This is a genomic window from Acinetobacter sp. YH12027 (genome assembly GCF_013420085.1).
GTDB classification, from domain to species: Bacteria; Pseudomonadota; Gammaproteobacteria; order Pseudomonadales; family Moraxellaceae; genus Acinetobacter; species Acinetobacter amyesii.
Genome location: NZ_VOYW01000021.1, coordinates 39738 through 58309, shown reverse-complemented (window position 1 = coordinate 58309; position 18572 = coordinate 39738). Strand labels below are relative to the sequence as shown.

General features: G+C 41.2%; 23 protein-coding genes. 13 read left to right on the top strand and 10 right to left on the bottom strand.

What is annotated here, in order from left to right:
• The first annotated feature begins 141 nt into the window (after nt 1–141).
• Nucleotides 142–501 (top strand): hypothetical protein, encoded by a 360-nt coding sequence (locus FTT94_RS09495; protein ID WP_180170675.1) that lies wholly within the window; start codon nt 142–144, stop codon nt 499–501.
• Nucleotides 502–724: 223 nt separating this feature from the next.
• Here the strand turns inward: FTT94_RS09495 and FTT94_RS09490 are convergent, their stop codons facing one another.
• Complete coding sequence (locus FTT94_RS09490; protein WP_180105932.1) at nt 725–2437, bottom strand: electron transfer flavoprotein-ubiquinone oxidoreductase; 1713 nt, start codon at nt 2435–2437, stop codon at nt 725–727.
• Nucleotides 2438–2631: 194 nt separating this feature from the next.
• Here FTT94_RS09490 and FTT94_RS09485 point away from each other — a divergent pair, with 194 nt between their 5' ends.
• The 5 genes from FTT94_RS09485 to FTT94_RS09465 all read left to right on the top strand — a co-directional run bounded on the left by FTT94_RS09485 (nt 2632) and on the right by FTT94_RS09465 (nt 7073).
• Nucleotides 2632–3240, top strand: a complete 609-nt coding sequence (locus FTT94_RS09485) for a DUF1285 domain-containing protein (RefSeq protein ID WP_168377951.1) — start codon at nt 2632–2634, stop codon at nt 3238–3240.
• A gap of 49 nt (nt 3241–3289) precedes the next feature.
• Complete coding sequence (gene murI, locus FTT94_RS09480; protein ID WP_168377950.1) at nt 3290–4177, top strand: glutamate racemase; 888 nt, start codon at nt 3290–3292, stop codon at nt 4175–4177.
• Nucleotides 4178–4299: 122 nt separating this feature from the next.
• Entirely contained in the window at nt 4300–5328 is a 1029-nt protein-coding gene (locus FTT94_RS09475) for a DUF4062 domain-containing protein (protein WP_180105933.1), read from the top strand.
• A gap of 65 nt (nt 5329–5393) precedes the next feature.
• A complete protein-coding gene (hemH, locus tag FTT94_RS09470; protein ID WP_180170674.1) occupies nt 5394–6416 on the top strand; it encodes a ferrochelatase in 1023 nt (340 codons plus the stop codon).
• Nucleotides 6417–6428: 12 nt separating this feature from the next.
• On the top strand, nt 6429–7073 hold the full coding sequence (locus FTT94_RS09465) for an MBL fold metallo-hydrolase (protein ID WP_078189772.1): 645 nt from the start codon (nt 6429–6431) through the stop codon (nt 7071–7073).
• Nucleotides 7074–7166: 93 nt separating this feature from the next.
• Here FTT94_RS09465 and FTT94_RS09460 read toward each other — a convergent pair whose 3' ends face one another.
• Nucleotides 7167–7352, bottom strand: a complete 186-nt coding sequence (locus tag FTT94_RS09460) for a DNA gyrase inhibitor YacG (RefSeq protein WP_078189771.1) — start codon at nt 7350–7352, stop codon at nt 7167–7169.
• Nucleotides 7353–7435: 83 nt separating this feature from the next.
• Here FTT94_RS09460 and FTT94_RS09455 point away from each other — a divergent pair, with 83 nt between their 5' ends.
• The 3 genes from FTT94_RS09455 to FTT94_RS09445 all read left to right on the top strand — a co-directional run bounded on the left by FTT94_RS09455 (nt 7436) and on the right by FTT94_RS09445 (nt 9782).
• Nucleotides 7436–8086, top strand: a complete 651-nt coding sequence (locus FTT94_RS09455) for an SAM-dependent methyltransferase (RefSeq protein ID WP_180002966.1) — start codon at nt 7436–7438, stop codon at nt 8084–8086.
• Nucleotides 8087–8092: 6 nt separating this feature from the next.
• Nucleotides 8093–9298 carry a TIGR03862 family flavoprotein gene (locus tag FTT94_RS09450; protein WP_180170673.1) on the top strand — a complete coding sequence of 402 codons (1206 nt, stop codon included), beginning with the start codon at nt 8093–8095 and terminating at the stop codon, nt 9296–9298.
• A gap of 73 nt (nt 9299–9371) precedes the next feature.
• Nucleotides 9372–9782 carry a GFA family protein gene (locus tag FTT94_RS09445; protein WP_078189768.1) on the top strand — a complete coding sequence of 137 codons (411 nt, stop codon included), beginning with the start codon at nt 9372–9374 and terminating at the stop codon, nt 9780–9782.
• Nucleotides 9783–9909: 127 nt separating this feature from the next.
• On the opposite strand, the gene FTT94_RS09440 is transcribed toward FTT94_RS09445, so the two are convergent.
• Nucleotides 9910–10485, bottom strand: coding sequence for a hypothetical protein (locus FTT94_RS09440; RefSeq protein ID WP_180170672.1), 576 nt, complete (start codon nt 10483–10485; stop codon nt 9910–9912).
• A gap of 9 nt (nt 10486–10494) precedes the next feature.
• Nucleotides 10495–11271 carry a class I SAM-dependent methyltransferase gene (locus FTT94_RS09435; RefSeq protein WP_180170671.1) on the bottom strand — a complete coding sequence of 259 codons (777 nt, stop codon included), beginning with the start codon at nt 11269–11271 and terminating at the stop codon, nt 10495–10497.
• Nucleotides 11272–11387: 116 nt separating this feature from the next.
• On the opposite strand from FTT94_RS09435, the gene FTT94_RS09430 reads away from it, so the two are divergent.
• From FTT94_RS09430 to FTT94_RS09415, 4 genes are all read left to right on the top strand, one after another.
• A complete protein-coding gene (locus tag FTT94_RS09430) occupies nt 11388–12659 on the top strand; it encodes an alpha/beta fold hydrolase (protein WP_180065738.1) in 1272 nt (423 codons plus the stop codon).
• A 124-nt stretch (nt 12660–12783) separates the two neighbouring features.
• On the top strand, nt 12784–12975 hold the full coding sequence (locus tag FTT94_RS09425) for a hypothetical protein (protein ID WP_078189765.1): 192 nt from the start codon (nt 12784–12786) through the stop codon (nt 12973–12975).
• A gap of 97 nt (nt 12976–13072) precedes the next feature.
• On the top strand, nt 13073–14026 hold the full coding sequence (locus tag FTT94_RS09420; RefSeq protein WP_180170670.1) for a 2-hydroxyacid dehydrogenase: 954 nt from the start codon (nt 13073–13075) through the stop codon (nt 14024–14026).
• A 101-nt stretch (nt 14027–14127) separates the two neighbouring features.
• Entirely contained in the window at nt 14128–14508 is a 381-nt protein-coding gene (locus FTT94_RS09415; protein WP_180170669.1) for a hypothetical protein, read from the top strand.
• A gap of 30 nt (nt 14509–14538) precedes the next feature.
• On the opposite strand, the gene FTT94_RS09410 is transcribed toward FTT94_RS09415, so the two are convergent.
• The 6 genes from FTT94_RS09410 to FTT94_RS09385 all read right to left on the bottom strand — a co-directional run bounded on the left by FTT94_RS09410 (nt 14539) and on the right by FTT94_RS09385 (nt 18471).
• Nucleotides 14539–15048, bottom strand: a complete 510-nt coding sequence (locus FTT94_RS09410) for a hypothetical protein (RefSeq protein WP_180170668.1) — start codon at nt 15046–15048, stop codon at nt 14539–14541.
• Nucleotides 15049–15159: 111 nt separating this feature from the next.
• On the bottom strand, nt 15160–15648 hold the full coding sequence (locus tag FTT94_RS09405) for a hypothetical protein (RefSeq protein ID WP_180113705.1): 489 nt from the start codon (nt 15646–15648) through the stop codon (nt 15160–15162).
• 261 nt (nt 15649–15909) lie between these two features.
• Complete coding sequence (locus tag FTT94_RS09400) at nt 15910–16557, bottom strand: hypothetical protein (RefSeq protein WP_168377940.1); 648 nt, start codon at nt 16555–16557, stop codon at nt 15910–15912.
• Between the two features lie 352 nt (nt 16558–16909).
• Nucleotides 16910–17299, bottom strand: a complete 390-nt coding sequence (locus FTT94_RS09395; protein WP_078189759.1) for a hypothetical protein — start codon at nt 17297–17299, stop codon at nt 16910–16912.
• A 106-nt stretch (nt 17300–17405) separates the two neighbouring features.
• Entirely contained in the window at nt 17406–17762 is a 357-nt protein-coding gene (locus FTT94_RS09390; protein ID WP_078192788.1) for a DUF3060 domain-containing protein, read from the bottom strand.
• Nucleotides 17763–17997: 235 nt separating this feature from the next.
• Nucleotides 17998–18471: a hypothetical protein gene (locus FTT94_RS09385; protein ID WP_180170667.1), complete on the bottom strand. Its 474-nt coding sequence runs from the start codon at nt 18469–18471 to the stop codon at nt 17998–18000.
• Nucleotides 18472–18572: the final 101 nt, after the last annotated feature.

Here is an 18572-nt window from a genome sequence, read left to right as displayed (position 1 = left end):
ACTGAGGATCAGAAAGCTTGTTTGAATCGATGTATTTCATCCGCAGATTATGCACGAATGCTAAGAAATCCGGAGTGCAAATATTAACCAAAAAGAAGATCGTTTTTTGATTTATGAAAGAGATCTAATATATTAGTTTTTATGATGCTCATTAGCTCGCATGTATATGCTGATGACGAAAAAATAGCATATTTATACGAGAAAAATAAACAAGCGCTTTTTTTAGGTGGGTGTAATAGGGGAGTTTTTCCATTTAATAGTACTGATTTTTCTAACATAAAAGATCTAACCTTAAAATATAAGTTGGAAAAAATTCATCGAAATTATGAAGAGCCTACATCGTTTAATTTTCTGATCGAAAATAAGGAAATTACAATGTACGGTGGAGGAGATGAAGTTGTAAGTAAGCTTTGTAATATGGAAAGTTCTAGAGAAATTAAAATTAATTATTATAAAATTGAAGGGTCTAAAAAATTATATTACTATATAGATGAAATTTAAATTTGTATTTAGGCTTAGTGAGGTTATTTCTTTTAATTATTTATAAAATATCTAAATCTAGTGGATATAAAATAATACATTGATAATTATTTTAAATGAAATACTTATGAAATTCATTTTTTATAGGAATTAGTTTTTTTGTAATAATATTTATTTAAAGAGTGTGATTGTCTATTAAAAAATAAACCCGCATTAAGCGGGTTTATTTCAATCTCAAAAGAGATTACATATTAGGATAATTAGGACCACCGCCACCCTCAGGTGTTACCCAAGTAATGTTTTGAGACGGATCTTTGATGTCACACGTTTTACAGTGTACACAGTTGGCCGCGTTAATTTGGAAACGTTTAGAACCGTCATTCTCTTCCATAATTTCATAAACACCAGCAGGACAGTAGCGCTGAGCAGGCTCATCCCATTTTGGTAAGTTCACATGTACAGGAATAGAAGCATCTGTCAATTTCAAGTGAGCAGGTTGGTTCTCTTCATGTACCGTATTTGATACGAATACTGAAGACAAACGGTCAAATGTAATTTTACCATCTGGTTTTGGATAATTCGGTTTGAAGTTCGCAGCATCGACAGTTTTTAAAGCGCTGAAATCTGGCTGTAAGTCATGCAGTGTGAATGGCACTTTAAAGATGTTTTGATCAACAAAGTTGAACGCACCACCCATCCATTGACCAAACTTATGCATAGCAGGGCCGAAGTTACGAGAGTTATATAACTCTTCTTTCAACCAACTGTTATTAAACTTGTCTGTGTACGCAGTTAACTCTTTAGCGAAGAAGTCTTCACCTTCAGTTACACGTGCAATGGCAAGGTCACCACCTTTTTCCACACCAGCAGCAATCGCTTCAAATACAGCTTCACCGCACAGCATGCCTGATTTCATTGCTGTATGAGAGCCTTTGATTTTCGCAAAGTTTAGGAAACCTGCGTCATCACCAATTAAGCTACCACCTGGGAAAGTGAATTTAGGTAGTGAGTTGAAGCCACCTTTTACAACCGCACGTGCGCCATAAGAAATACGTTTACCACCCTCAAGATATTGCTTGATCAGTGGATGTGTTTTCCAGCGCTGCATTTCCATAAATGGATACATGTGTGGATTGGTGTATGACAAGTCAACGATCATACCCAACGTCACTTGGTTGTTTTCAGCGTGGTATAACCACCAACCGCCTGAAGAACCTGTTTCACTTAAAGGCCAACCTGCACCGTGCATCACCAAACCTGGTTTGTGCTTAGCAGGATCGATTTCCCAAAGTTCTTTAATACCAATACCGTAATGTTGCGGATCAGCATCCTTATCTAAGTTGAACTGAGCAATCAGACGTTTACCTAAGTGACCACGACAGCCTTCAGCAAATAATGTGTATTTCGCATGAAGTTCATAGCCAGGAGTAAAGTTATGCGTTGGTTCGCCATCTTTACCAATGCCCATGTCACCAGTCTGAATACCTTTCACAGTACCATCTTCATGGTAAAGGATTTCAGATGCTGCAAAGCCTGGGAAAATAGACACTTCTAATTCTTCAGCTTTAGCACCTAACCAGCGAACCACGTTACCTAACGAAATAACATAGTTGCCATCGTTATGCATGGTTTTTGGCACCATCCAATGCGGTGCTTCTTGTGATTTTTCATCAGACAATAAGAAGAAGGTTTTATCTTCAGTGACAGGCACATTTAACGGTGCGCCTTGTTCTTTCCAATCTGGGAACAATTCATTCATCGCGCGGGGTTCAAGCACAGCACCCGATAGAATATGCGCACCCACTTCGGAGCCCTTTTCCACGACACAAACGGACAGATCGTTTAGGTTATTTTCAATTGCAAGTTGACGAATTTTAATCGCAGCAGATAGGCCGGCAGGACCTGCACCGACGATAACTACGTCAAACTCCATCGATTCACGTTCGATGTGTTCCATGTAGGACTCCTCATATTTCGGAAGGTGGCATCCATTCAATTCATTTAAATGGTGCTGCCATGAGTGTTCTTAATGCCCAGACACAATTTTTCTATCGTGTCTTTGATATTGTGGGCTAGTATAGTTTTAAACCGAGTTCTAGCCAATTGGCTGAATCATATTATTTTTCCGTCACTAAGGTATTTATTAGGCGGATGAAGCAGCAATTGAACGAAAACCCGACGAAAAAATTCATTAATAGGGATGATAGAAATTTAATGAACATTGCACAATACTTAAAAGATGGACAGTCCGGTCACAAAAGGTCAATCCCTCCATTAGATCAATGGCATCCAAAGCATTGTGGTGCAATGGATTTGAAGGTTTTAGCCAATGGAGAATGGTGGCACGATGGTCAATTGATCAAGCGGCAAGCACTCATTGATCTGTTCTCAACCGTGCTTTGGAAAGAAGATGGGAAATTCTATTTAAAAACCCCTGTGGAACAAATTGAAATACAGGTGGAAGATGAGCCTTTATTTGTCAATCAGGTGGATCACGTTGAGATTGACGCTAAAAACTATATTCAATTCACCACAACCACCCAAGACCTGATTATTGTTGATCAGGAACATCCGATTTTTATGCGTGAATATCAGGGTGAACTACGTCCTTATGTGCATGTTCGTTTTGGTATAAATGCCTTAATTCAACGTGCTGCATTTTTTCATTTAGTCGAGATGGGTGAGCTGCTTGAAAATGAGCAAGGGGAGTCCATTTTAGTGTTACAAAGTGGTGATTTGCACTTGCAATTAGGCACCTGAGGTTTAAGCTTTCCACCTTGTCATTCTGAATCTAAATTAAAGTGACCCTATGACCGCCATTCATCCCATTTACCCCTTAAATGTACCCATGCCAAAAGCGACTGCTGATGCGCCTATTGGGGTATTTGACTCAGGTATTGGTGGTTTGTCTGTTGCGTTGGAAATTGCACGTTATTTACCGAATGAACGGATTGTTTATTTTGCAGATACGGCACATGTCCCTTATGGACCGCGTCAAGATCAGGACATCCGTGAACTGACTGCACATGCGATTGAGTGGTTATACCGTCAGGGGTGTAAAGTCGCGGTGGTGGCATGCAATACGGCATCGGCATTTAGTTTGGATTATTTGCGTGAACACTACGGTGAAAATTTTCCGATTATTGGCTTGGTTCCAGCCTTAAAACCCGCGGTATTACAGACCAAAAGTAAAACTGTGGCTGTCCTCGCAACGCCTGCGACTTTTCGGGGTAAATTAATCAAAGATGTCATGCAGCGATTTGCTGAACCTGCAGGGGTGCAAGTTTTGTCAGTGACTTCTTTGGAATTGGTGCCCTTTGTTGAAGCGGGGGCGCAAATGACTGAGCCTTGCCTGCAGACATTAACTGAGATATTACAGCCAGTTGTAGATGCAGGTGCAGATTATTTAGTGCTTGGATGTACGCATTACCCCTTCCTAAAATCGGCAATTCAGTATATTTTTGGTCAGAAGCTGACATTAATTGACTCAGGATTTGCGGTTGCACGACAAACAGCCCAAATTTTGATTAAAAATGAGTTATTATTTGAGCATAACCGCCAAGATTCACTGCGTATCGAATGTTATGTCAGTGGAAATAATGCGGAAAACTTAACACCTGTGGTAGCACGCTTAATTCAAGATGATCAAATCACTTGGAAAATCTGCAATATTCAGGCGGCAAGTTTAGAATTTTAATCATTGTGATTGAACGATTTTAGATAAAACAATTTAAATCTATTTGGGGTAGTCATGCTGTATGTTTCAGCAACCACTTTTTTGAGTGCTGGATATAGCGTGCAACGGGAAGAGGATCTCTAATGCTCGATAAGCGTTATCAAGTATTCATTTCCACATCTGGCAGTGAAATGCAGCCAGAACGGATCATATTGGCACAGACTCTTGTAGGGATGGGTTTTTTCTCTTGGGGGTTGGAACAGCGCACACCATTAAGTACGGCTTTTGCGCGTCGTCAAATTGATGACTGTGATTATGTGGTGATCTTACTGGGTAGTCAGTATGGCGAGCAGTCTGTTTCAGGTGTGGGTTATATGCACCTTGAATATATTTATGCAGTGACGAAACAAAAGCCGGTCATTGTGTTTATGCATGAAGATCCAAATTCACGTGATCTTTCTTTGCATGATGAAAAGCCTGAGCTACGTGAAAAATTCAAAGACTTTCGTAAGCTATTGCAAAATGAAGTGGATCAAGTCTTTAGCTATCGAACCTTGCGTGATTTAGAAATGGCAGTGCGATTGAACATGCCGCAAATGCTAGAGCGCTATCCTGTTTCAGGTTGGGTTCGTCCGCAAAATACCCAAGCTTTGCATGATGAAATTGATCGCTTAAAAGCAAAATTGGTACAGCTCGAAACAGAATCAGGAAAACGAGAAGTCGACCCATTCCTGAGCTTACCGAAAGTGTCTATGCATGAAGTGTTCTCTTTTGAATATCGCATGCATGCCTATCAAGATGGCAATTTTAAAGAGCTGAAAGTTCAGAAAAAAATGACTTGGGCACAGTTGCTTTCGATTTTAGGTTCAACTTTTGTCAATCCGACCCCAGAAGAGTTTTTCTCTAAACGCATGAATGAATTTCTAAACGAAACAGGTTTGGAAGATGCCCGCGTTGAAATGCCTCGTGCGCATGCGGTTGCTCGTGCTCAGGTGAATATTCGGGCTTTACACAGCATTAAAAGCCAGATGCGGCAGAATGACTGGATTGTGCCCAATGGCCGAGATGACCGTCAGCGGATGTTGTGGCAAGTAACCAGTAAAGGTCAAAAATTGTTAGAAAGTAATTTGCTTGATAATGATCGAGTTTTTCAATTTAAATCTGCATATTAATCAATTTTATTAAATGGATAAAAAGCTGCTACATTAGCGTCATTCAAATTGATGGAAAAAGCGTAATGTTGCCTGTCGAGAAAGCTAAAGTCACCATTATTCTGGCGAATCTAGGTACGCCTGATGCGCCAACTGTGCCCGCAGTGCGTCGTTTTCTGCAACAGTTTTTGTCAGATCAGCGGGTGATTGAAATCCCGAAACCGATTTGGCAAATCATTCTACGTTTGTTTATTTTGCCATTTCGCCCTAAACGTGTTGCACATGCTTATGAAATGGTTTGGGGTAATGATTCACCCATGCGTGAAATTTTATTTGAGCAAGTTGCCGCAGTAAAACAGCATCTCACAGCAAAATATCCAGAATTTGAACTGAATGTGATTCCGGCCATGACTTATGGTAATCCGGGGATTTCTGCCGCTTTAGCGCAATTGGCTGAGCAGCCTCAAGACCACATTCTATTATTTCCGTTGTTTCCACAGTATTCAGCAACATCTACGGCACCTTTATACGATGCCATTGCTAAATGGATTCCACAGCAGCGTAATTTGCCGGGTCTGAGCATTATTCGTGACTACTATCAGCACCCGCTATTTATTCAAGCATTAGCGCAAAGTGTGCGTGATTATCAAGCGGAGCATGGGGTCGCGGATAAGTTACTGATGTCTTTTCATGGCATTCCACAGCCTTATGCCGACAAGGGTGATCCCTATGCTGACCGTTGCCGTGTAACAGGACATTTAGTCGCGCAAGCGCTTGGTTTAACTGAAGATCAATATGAAATCAGTTTCCAATCTCGCTTTGGTAAGCAAGAATGGGTGAAACCTTATACTGATGCCACTTTGGACGCATGGGGCAAACAAGGCGTGAAATCGGTACAGGTTATGAGCCCTGCATTTTCAGCGGATTGTTTGGAAACGCTAGAAGAGTTGGCGCTGCAAAATGCTGAAATTTTCCAAGCTGCAGGCGGTGGTGAATATGGTTATATTCCTGCATTAAACGCGCGGGATGATCATGTCGCATTGCTCAATTTATTACTTCAAGCTAATCTTGATGCCTTAAAGCAAACATTAGCCCATTCATCGCCTTGAGGTTTTCGCCCTATGTTGCAAGTTAAAATCGTGCCCGTTACGGCATTTCAACAAAACTGTTCCATTGTTTGGGACTCTGAGTCGAAAGAAGCGGTCTTGATTGATGCAGGGGGAGAGCCTGAAAAATTAAAAGCCGAAGTTGAAGCGCTCGGTTTAACGGTCAAAGCCTTGTGGTTAACGCATGGCCATTTAGACCATGCAGGTGCGGTTGGGGCATTAACCCAAGCTTGGAATGTTCCAGTGATTGGCCCGCATAAAGAAGATGCGTTTTGGTTGGACATGATTCAGGAGGTTTCTGCGAAATACGGTTTCCCGATCCCTGAAAATGTCCATGTGACCCAATGGTTGGAAGGCGGCGAAACCTTGAAGCTGGGTGCAGAAGAGTTTGAAGTTCGTTTTGCACCGGGGCATACACCAGGTCATGTCATGTTCTATAACGCAAAATATGCCGTGCTTTGGACGGGGGATGTGTTATTTAAAGGCTCGATAGGCCGGACAGATTTTCCACGCGGTAACCATCAACAATTACTCGACTCCATTCAGCGTGAATGTTTTAGCTTGCCGGATGACACGCAGTTTATTTCAGGGCATGGTCCAATGAGTACCATTGGTTATGAAAAACAACATAATCCTTTCGTTGCTGGTAAAGCGGGTTAAGCAACTAGATTGAGAAACTTAAATTAACAAAACAGGAATCCAAACGGATTCCTGTTTTATTTACCTAAATAATAGGGTTATGCACTTGAGTCCTTAGAATTGGTCTTCTTCACGGCCACCATCGGCCTGAGGTGCATCTTGTGTCGGCAGACGATATTCATCATTGGCCCATGCACCGAGATCAATCAATTTACAACGATCTGAGCAAAACGGGCGATATTCATTATTTTCCCAAGTCGTCAATGCGCCGCAGCGTGGACAATTCATGGTGGTGGGCATGCTTAACTCCAGCAAAAACGGATGATTCAATTAGGCAAATACAGTCGCAGTTGTTAGACTTATGCCGTTCTGTTTAGTTTGATCTGTTTATGCCTATTCGTCAATTTCAAGCGCAGCGTATGCGAGCTCCCCGTGATTTTCAGCCGATTGATTCCACGCCGATTTGTGTGGAAATTGGGGCTGGTAAAGGTAAACATGCATTATTGTTTTCAGCCAATCACCCTGAATTTCAATTGATTGCTGTTGAGCGGACACGTGAAAAATTTGTGGCAATGCAAAAGCAGCATCAACTTGAAGGGCAAAGCAATTTAGCTCCAATTCATGCTGATGCATTGCCTTGGGTAGTACATGCCTTACATCCTGCGCAAGTACAGCAATTCTTTATTTTGTATCCAAACCCTGAACCGCATAATCCTGCACAGCGCTGGTTAAATATGCCGTTTTTTGAATTTTTATTGTCGCGTTTGCAGCCGGGTGGTCAGATTACCTTGGCCAGTAATATTCCTGAATATATTGAGGAAGCGCAGCAGCAGTTAATCGATGTTTGGAAGCTACCTTTTGTCAAAGAACGCATTGCAGAGACTTCAGCACGTACACACTTTGAGATTAAATATCTAGAACGTGGTGAGTTGTGCCAACAATTATTGGTGACTAAACCCGCTGGCTATACCACACGTTTTGATGATTTTCAGCCGCTACAAGGCAAGCAACCCACCGAAGCATCTGCGGAATAATTGGGCATGACTCAGCGTATTGCAATCATTGGGGCAGGTCCTGCGGGATTGATGGCGGCGGAAGTGCTTAGCCAATTTGACTATGACATTCATGTTTATGAGCAAAAACCATCGGCAGCCCGTAAATTTTTAATGGCTGGCAAGACGGGGCTGAATATTTCGCATGCAGAACCCGTTGAACAATTTGTGCAGCGCTATGATCAAGTGGAATGGCTGAGCCCATGGGTTAAGCAGTGGGATGCAGCATGGATTCAACAGTGGATGATGGGGCTGGGCATTGAAACCTATATTGGTTCATCTGGTCGGGTCTTTCCTATTGAAATGAAAGCTGCGCCTTTGCTGCGAGCCTGGTTAAAACGTCTTAGTCTAGACGGGGTGCAGTTTCATTATCGACATCAAGTTTTGGACTTACAGTCCAATCAGCTAACGATTCAAAACCTTGTTGATGAATCAAGTCAAGTGCTTGGCTTTGATGCGATTATTATGGCATGTGGCGCAGTGTCTTGGTCACGTTTAGGCAGTGATGGCGCATGGCAAAAATGGCTGCAGCCTGAGAGCATTGAAACTTTTCAAGCCAGTAATGCTGGCGTGGAACGCGCTTGGTCGAAGTTTATGCAGCCTGTGTTTGGACAGCCCTTAAAGCGAGTCAATGCATGGGTCGATCAAGCCGAGCCGACCCAAGGCGATATCATCATTTCACACTATGGGCTGGAAAGTGGATTGATCTACAAACAAGGTCGAGCACTGCGTCAACAGGTGAAATCTGCTCAGCCCATGCAGCTGACTTTGGACCTATTGCCAGATCAATCTGTTGAGCAATTGGCAAAGAAACTACAGCCTTCGAAGAAGCAGTCTTTAACCAATGTTTGGCGTAAAGCCGGTTTAGATGCGGCGAAAGCTGCGCTGGTCCGTGAACTGGTGGATAAATCTTTTTGGCATGAGCCGGCCTTACTAGCAGCGAAAATTAAACATTTAGATATTCAACTTGACGGATTTCGCCCGATAGATGAGGCGATTAGCTGCGCAGGTGGTGTGAAGCGTTCAGTCCTAAATGATGGCTTACAATTGAAGAGCAATCCTGCAGTATTTGCTTGCGGTGAAATGTTGGATTGGGATGCGCCTACTGGAGGCTATTTACTAACAGCCTGCCTTGCAACCGGTCGAGCAGCGGGTGAAGGGGTTCAAAACTATCTGGTTTCTTTGCGGAACTAAGCGCTTCAAATTGTCACAATCTTGCTGAGGAGTTGTGATATTTTGAGATGAAATTCTTCTAAGAAAGACCACTATGCGCGTACAAGAACAATATACCGGAAGCTGCTTGTGTGGAGCGGTTTGTTATGAGATCAATGGTCCGATTGGTGAGATCGTGCAATGTCATTGTTCTCGGTGCAGAAAAGCCAATGGTACAGCATTTGCGACCAATGCCCCGATTGCTAAAGCAGATTTTAAAATTGTAGCCGGTGAGCAGTTTCTGAAACAGTATGCGTCTACCGCTACCACACAGCGCTGTTTTTGTAGTGAGTGTGGTTCGCCAATCATCAGTATAAAGGCTGAAACGCCTGATTATTACCGCTTACGTATAGGCACCTTAGATACACCTCTGACGCAGAAACCAACCTGTCATATCTTTGTCGCATCTAAAGCAGAATGGGATGATATCGCAGGTGATTTACCACAATATGCTGAACGACCATAGCGTAAATCAAGATTGAGAAATCACATCAAGGGCAGGTTTGCACCCTTGATGTTAAGTAATAAGCTCGTGTCGCCCTGTCATTCATCCACATTGAATTTGGGTGAATAGATTGCAAAGGGTTGGAAGATTAAGGCTGTCGAGTTTTTTTTAGTTCAGGATATTGTTCCTGCCAATGTCCCAATTGTTCTTGTGCATGAATAAACTGACCGAGACCTTTGACACTATCACTAGGATTTTTCAACTCACCATCGGCTGCTTGATTTTTTTCACGATAAATCTGTGATTGATTGTCCCAGTACTGATACATCAAGCCTTGAATATAACGGCCTTGCTCAGTTTTCATTTCGAGTTCTTTGAGCATATTTAATGCCGACTGGATGTTGTCACGCTTACGCTGTGTGGCAAATTCATCAGTGAGTTTGCCTTCCTCACGCAGTTTCATCAGCTCATCTTCCATCTCATCGCTAATTTGACTAAAGCTCTCGTCATATTGTGTCAGTAGCGTTAAGTCGTGTAGATCATCTGGGGTCTTGGCAAAGTTTTTAATAGGATCACTATTCAGCTCTTTCATGATTTGATCATCGGAACTGATTTCACTATTTTGTTCCACCGTTTTTGATGATTTTTCACATGCAGTGAGTCCTAGCACCGTACCCATGAGGAAGATGACACTGAGTTTCTTTAAAGAGATTGGCAAGAGCATAATCGTGTCCTAATATGTTTTTCTAAAGATATAGACATGCGTGATATACGGAAAATCAATGAAATCCTGTGCAGTTTTTTGGGTTGATTCAGCCACGATATTTTCAAATTGTTGTTTCAGTTTTTGTTGTTCATCCGGGCTTAATGCTGCAATAAAACTGGTGGACAATAATCGTTTGGAAACCACGTGTTCCACTGTACCATGATGCAATTGTTGAAATGCCGTTTCAGCAATTAATTTAAATGTTTGCTGCTGCTCAAACACTTTTTGCCATTGCCCACTATGATAACGTGGTGTGTCACCTTCGAGCTCACTCAAGACATCAGCGAGTTGTTTGACCCAATTGACTTGGATATCACGTTGGTTCCAAATCAATACAAGATCCCCATTGGGAACTAAGATACGACTGATTTCATTGAGGGTTTCAGGGGTGGCAAACCAATGAAAAGACTGGGCACAAAATACCGCTGCCACAGAATGATCATGCAGTGGAATCTGATCACTTTGGGCGGCTAAAGTTGCAATATGCGGATGTTTTTTCTGCAATTGTTGCAGCATTTCATGCACAGGTTCGATCGCGGTGATATTTTCACTGAGTGGGCGAATATACTCGAGAAATTTGCCTGTACCTGAGCCTAAGTCCACCAGATGGGCTTGAGGGGCTAAAGCTAAATGTTGTTGTAGCCACGCACTGATTTCAATCGGGTAGTCAGGGCGGGCTTGTTGATAGAGTTCAGCTGCAGAGCTAAAGCCTTGTTGTGCGGCAGGATGTATTGAATGTGTCATATTCTGCACTTTTTAATCTGTATGGCCTCTATAAAATAGCATATTCGGAACAAGATAAACTTTGAATGCAACAAGGAAGGAAAAGCGTGACGCAACAAGGACTGGAGCAAAGCACAATGGAAAAGCACATCATTTTTGAAGATGATCAAATTCGTGTCATTTTTCAGCCTGGCAATTCTCGTGAGCTTATTTTCTCCTTCGGTGATTTGATTACCCGTGCCAAGGGTTTGAGCATCAATGCCGAGAAGTCTTTGCAAAAATATGATTTTAATGTGATCGGTGTGATGCCGAAACAAAAATCGTGGTTTCCAGCATCGTCAATGCAACCGATGTATCAAGCCATCAAGCCGATCCTCGAACAATTTGAGATGCGTATTGCCTATGGTGGTTCCATGGGCGGCTATGCTGCCATTAAGTATGCCAATTTATTTGGATTCCATCGTGTGGTCAGTATGGTGCCGCAGTACTCCATAGACCCTGAAGACATTGTCGATACACGCTATGGCATGTTCTTTCAACCTAATCTGCATGCCAATATGCGAGTACTTGCTGAAGATGTATCGACTACACGCGAATATATCGTGGTGTATGATCCTTATTGTCCAGAAGATCGCGCTCACTTTGAAAAACTACAGGCTTTAATTCCGCATGTGCATGTGTTGCATCTGCCGTTTACAGGGCATGATGCCATTGCAGTGTTGGCGAGTTCTGAACTGTTAAATGATTTCTTGAGACATCCTTTTGATGCGCCGTATTTTTATCAAAAAATGCGTCGGGTTAAGAAAAACAGCAAATTTTATTATCGAAAAGTTATCGAAAATTTACTGACTCGCCATCGAGATGCCTTGGGTGAAATTTTAAAAAGCAATTCGTTTCAGCTTGATCCACAATTTTTTGATGCCAAACAAAAACAGACCTTATTACGGGTATTATTTAATAACAAACAAGTCAGTGAGCAAGATCTGCAAAAGTTGGGAATCACGACCTTTTTACCTCAGGATAATCGTAACCTGTTACTCGACCAGTTTGATCATGGTTTAGTGTTTAACGTGATTAGCCAAAAAATTGAAAGCTATGCAGCTGGTGTGATTGCGCTGAATCACAAGTTTTTGATTCCTTTGCAGCCGAAGGGCACAGGCCTGGTATACGTACAAGTCCAAGATGAGCGTTACATGGTGGTGATGAATGACCGTCAGGTAATGAAACTGGTCTTAGCTCAAGATGAATTGGCGACAGGTATGCATCCGATTTTAATGCAGAAATATGTGGGCTATTACACGCTCAACTATAAAGAACTGCGTTTGAGTAGCGATGAATTTGGTCAAGTCTTCTTTGTCGAAAACCCCGATGCGTCTTGCCAGTTCGTGGTGCAGCCCGAACAGATTTAAGCTAGGCATTTGTTTGAAAATCCAAAGCTTGCTAATTTGTAGGAAGAGATTATGATGAGAGAAAGGTAGTATAAAAAACAACCATACTGCCCAAAACATCATAAGGAATATGAGGGGTATCAGTATGCATTCAACACAGATGCTTGCTGTATTATTCATCTTAGTGCTGACCATGGGTTCAGCCTATGCACAGGGGGTTAGTTCAAGCATACTGATTTTTAGCAGCAGTATGTTGTTACTTACGATACTGACCATTTATGTCATACTCAAAATTCGAAATTCACTGCAACATCATCTCGATAAACCCGCGAAATAGCGGGTTTTTTTATATGCTGTTCGATTGCACTTTGGTGCATCACAGGTTTTAATCATCCACAATCGAATCTTTATAATCGACCAGAAGGGAAGCAGCCATGAAAGCGGTATTTCTAGATTATCAGTCTCTAGATAAACAAGACTTAGATTTTAGCGGACTAGAAGCACAGTTTGATGACTTGAGGCTCTATCCCGCAACAACGGCTGCAAAGGTTGCTCAGCGCATACAAGGGGCTGATGTGATTATCAGCAATAAAGTACACATCAATGCTGAGCACATGCAGCTCAATCCGCAATTAAAACTGATCTTGATTTCTGCCACTGGCACCAATAACGTTGACCTTGTACAAGCACAGCAACAAGGCATCGTGGTGTGTAATTGCCAAGCTTATGGCACCGCTGCGGTCGCACAGCATACCTTGATGTTAATGTTGAACTTGGCGACATCCTTTCGACAGTATGATCGGGCGGTTCAACAGGGAAATTGGCAAAAAGCGGATCAGTTCTGCTTACTAGATTTTCCAATTATTGAGTTGGCTGGTAAGACTTTGGGGATTGTCGGCTATGGCGAATTGGGGCAAGCCGTGGCACATTTGGCTAAAGCTTTTGGCATGAAAATTATGATTGGTGCGCTACCGAATCGACCTATGGTGGCTGAGCGAGTGGCATTTTCTGAGATGCTGGCGCAGGTCGATTTTCTGAGTTTGCATTGTCCTTTAACTGATGAAACTCGTGATTTACTCAATCATGAAAGCTTGGCTCAAATGAAAGCATCGGCCTTTGTGATCAATTGCGCACGAGGTGGTGTTGTCAATGAATCTGCATTAGCCGAGGCATTAAAATCAGGAAAGATCGCAGGCGCAGCAACCGATGTCTTGACGGTAGAGCCACCCAAGCAGGGTAATGTGCTGCTCGACCCAAGTATTCCAAATTTAATCATTACCCCACATAGTGCATGGGGAAGCGTCGATGCACGACAACGCATTGTGCAGCAATTGGTGGAAAATGTAGAAGCCTTTAAAGCTGGGATGGTAATTCGACAGGTGAATTAAAATCGAGTTTAAGGAACATTATTTTTGAACAATGCTCCATATAAATAGGGATGTCTATGCAGGTCGATCTTGCCAATAAAAAAAGTTTAAGATTATTTTGCATGCTGATTCTCTTTACCGCATGCATCACTTGGGCATGGTACAGTTATGTACTAAATATCAGTGAAAATTATTTATTCCAGAACCCTGATTTTGAAGTTCATAAATTCATGCCGACCTTACAAGTTGTGTTGGTTTCGGTATTTTTTATTGCGCATTGCGTCTTAGCGCTTATTGATTTTTTAAATCGCTATTGGTATTGGGGTCTATGGCTTGTTGTGGTGCCTATTATTGTGGGGCAGGTCTATTTTTCTGTCTTTGGAGAGGTTGCTCATATTGAGCATTTATCAGTCTGGGTTGACTATCCATTTTGCCTGTTGATGCTTATTCAAATCTGTACAGCATCGTTTGTACGTAGGCGATATCTCAAGCCTACTGCTTAATGCATTAATGTTTAATTTAATAGTTAAATTTCAGCATTTTTTCAAAAATTTAGCATTGAAATGATTTTTGATTTGCTCAAATTCAAGTTCAGTCTTGATATTGTTTGGCATCATGATTTGTAAATAACTTTTTTCAAGTTTAAAAGGCTCTTTGGTATTGGGTTCAGCGTAAAAGCCACCGTTTGGATAAGTCAGATATGTTTCATAGGCACGTAAAATCTGACCTTTTTGAAAATAATAACTTGTTAGGGATTGATTGGATTCTCCAAAAACATAGAGGTTTATTTTGCATTGATCATCGAGTTGATACAGTGTCGCTTCATTGCCTTCAGTCGATTTGTATTCTTCGTCATCTAGCATCTCTAAGGTTTGTAATAATTTACCTTCGGCATCATGATTATATTGGTGAGAATTGTACAATTGGGGAAAAATGGCCTGCAACTGTGGATAACTTTTCAACAATTGTGGAAAACGTTGTAAGCCAATCACAGAGCCAACACAGAGCAGAATGCCAAGCAAGATACCAAATAAAATTCGCATTTTTTTCTCATTAATTCATTGTTTTTATAGGCATAGGTCAAAGACCAACAGCATTCAATTTTGGTTTTAAAAAAGCCCAACTAAAGTTGAGCTTTTAAATGTACTGTTAAATTATAAATCAGTCACAGGATAGGTTGTAGACGTCGAACTCGATGGATAACTACTTTGTGGATATTGATTGTTATTTTGTCCCGCATTGTTGCTTGGAGCCGTATTGATCGTATTGCCTGAAGACGGTTCACTCAACGACTGTTGGCTAATGGGCGCAGGTTGGCTGGTTTTGCCTGTGATATTTTCACGGGTTTGTTTCAATTTTTCATTGACGTTTTGGGTGGCTTGCTGTGCGCCCTGATCAACCTGTTGTACTGTATTTTGAGTAGCTGTTTTCGTATTGTCCCAAGCTTGGTCAACCGAAGGCTTAATTTTAGAAATTCCACGTTCAGTCATTTCGCCAATATTTTTAGCAGCACCGACCACGCCTTCTTGGGCTTTATAGGCCCACACATGCAATAAATTTGGATTATCGCCATAAGGGCTCACAGGTTTTTTCGCTTGTTGCTCAGTACTTTGCGCTGCTGTGTTTTCTTGTGCCCAAAGCATGGGTGTCGTGAATATTAAGCTTAGGCATAACGTTGCTTTTAATGAAATCTTCACAGCTTCACCTCTGAATTTTATAGATTTTCTATCTGATGAACGGTTTTAACGCATTATAGGAAAAATTGCAGCGAAAAAAACCTGCCGTAGCAAAATCAATACAGCAAATGACAGCTTTGTACACGGTTGTATTTTGATGAAGGCAAAAAAAGGCCCACCGAAGGGTGAGCCTACTCTCTGGAGGAGAGGGTATGAAAGCCAGTTTACTTATTTGTGAGCGCCTAAGCTGGCTTCGTGTGAGCTATGTACTTCAGCTTGTGCCACAGGCGTTTGCAACTGCACATTGCTACTGCCACTCACATTGGCTTCTTGACCTTTTTGGAAATTCGCTTTGGTTTGTTGCCATTTTTCACTGGCAAATTGGCGACCTTCCTGAGCTTTTTCACCTAAATAGCTCTTGGTTTGATTAACTTTGTTGTCGACATTGCTTTTACGTTCATCGAGTTTTGCTTTGTCTTTTGCAGCTTTTTCATCGAGCTGTGCTTTGCGCTCATCAAGCTTAGCTTTATTTTGCTCAGCCTTGGCATCGATCTTGGCTTTCGCTGCATCTGACTTTTCATCTTTTGACTGTTTTAGGTCAGCCCATTTATTTTTTGCATCTTGCTTTTTGTCAGCACTGAATTCTTTGGTGTCTTGCCATTTTTCTTGGGTGAATGTTTTGGTCTTATCGACGCCTTTTTCAATTTTGTCACCCGCTGTATGCGCAGACTGATTAATGTCTTGTTTTAGATTTTGCAGTACAGACGGTTGCTGTGTTTCAACTTTCGCATTGGTTTCTACTGCGGTGTTCGCAAATAGTGGAGTGGTTGCGAATAATGCTGCGGTGATCAGTGTTGTTTTAAATAAAGGTTTCATCTTTGCAATTGTCCTCTTTTATTGAACGCTGCTGTTGCACTCAGCATTTGCGCTTTTGGAGCAGAGGACATCTTAAGAGTAAAAAAAAGCAAAAAGTGGTTTTGTGCGATAAGTCACACAATGCAATAACAGCTCAGATACGCGGAAGTTTGAAGTGTGGAAACATGGTTAAGTTAATGCATTATTGTAATTTTATGAAAATACAGTGGCTTATATGTGTTTTGAGCGTTGCTGTGGTGTGGTTCTAGTTACGATTTTCATGATTAAAAATTATGGGTTTGAACTGATTATGATTCAAGATTAAACGAAAAATGAAACCATACCTCCATTTTGGAGATATGGTTTTTATTATTTATTCACATTGTGTAAGCGCATCTTTAGCAAAATGACCACGTAATGCAAGGAAGTTCTTTTGTACATCCGCCGCATTTAAATCAAAATTGTGTGCTGAACTTGTACCATCTTTGGCAAAGGTTGCTGTACCACCTGAAATTAGGGTTAAGCCTTTAAATGACCATTGTTCAACAGATTTTGCTTCTTCTAAATTGCCTGTAAATTCAATCACGCATTTATCTACAAATTTAGTCAGTTTTGCTTTGTTATCTGTGGTATCTGGGTAGACATCAATGTTTTGAACCTCTTGTAATACACCTGTTTCAAGTTGTGGAATCGTTGGTGCAGATGTACATGCAGAAAGTGTTAGACCCGCAAGACCAGTCAAAAGGAATGCTTTCAATTTCATAAGTTTCATTCTTGTTGAGTGTTGTTGGATTGAGTATAGGGAATTGGTGAATTATTGGCTATAGATTTAAGTCTTAAGCCTAAATTCAACTTCATTCACTTAATATTTAACGTTTATAGGCTGCACTTCCTGGACCAACGGCATTGATGCTGACTTGGCGTGATGGATGGGTGCTTTTTTGATAATACACTTTCGAATTTGGTCCATAAATATTGATTTTATTGACTGATTCTACATAGACCGTTGTATTTGGACCTGCAACCGTAATCATCGGGCAACTGCCTTTTAGAGTAATACGGCTATCTGGAGCAGGAATATTCACTGAGCGTCCTGCGCAATCATAACTTGCAACGGTATCAGGTGAAGAAATGATGATTTGAGAATGAGTCATTTCCGTTCCAGCATTTGCAGAAGAAATAGATAGGATCAATAATCCAAAGCTAAGTAATTTTTTATTCATCATAGGTATTTCATTTTATTCAGGTTGAGTTATTTTTAGCATGCCGAGATTTATTTGCTCAAGTCTTATTCAACTTTATTTAAAACGAGATATTGAGTGCAACAGCAGATCTTTTTCACATTGATGTATTAAGAAGTGATTTAGCTTGGTGATTGATCTCGTATTTCAAACCGTCTCATTGAATTATCAGGACGTTATTCTAAATAACCCATGAGGCCTTAGCTGGTTTATTTAGCGATTAAAGTTTTGGCAAAAAGAACAACAACACAAGGCCACCCAATACTCCACCGATAATGAGCCAATCTTTCTTACGCATATCTGCAACACGAATTACTGAAAAATACAGGCTGCTAAAAAATAGAAAAACGAAGACAAATAGCACGAGGGGATTATTGAATATAAATTTAGTACTGCCCAATAAAACGAAAATGGTTGTGCTCGACAACCAATACACCAAACTTAAAACAAATTTTGAAAGCGTTAAGTAACGCACAGTGCAGTCTAATCTTGGCAAAGTCACCGCAAGGATGACGATTCCAATAAATCCACCCAAAACAGAAATAATCAAAAAGAATAAAGCACCCATATCTGGCTTGTTTGGAATGTATGGATAAACCTTCCAAAGGTAAAAGCTGCATGCCATCAATACTGTATGTAAGATAAAAAGATAGAGATCTGGGCGGTAAGGATGATTGACTGTAATACTTTTCATATATTGTTCTTATCAAAAAATCCCGCTATTTCTAACAGGATTTTACCTAGATTTCAAACGGCATAAAAAAACCCGCTTTAAAGCGAGTTTTTAATTAATGC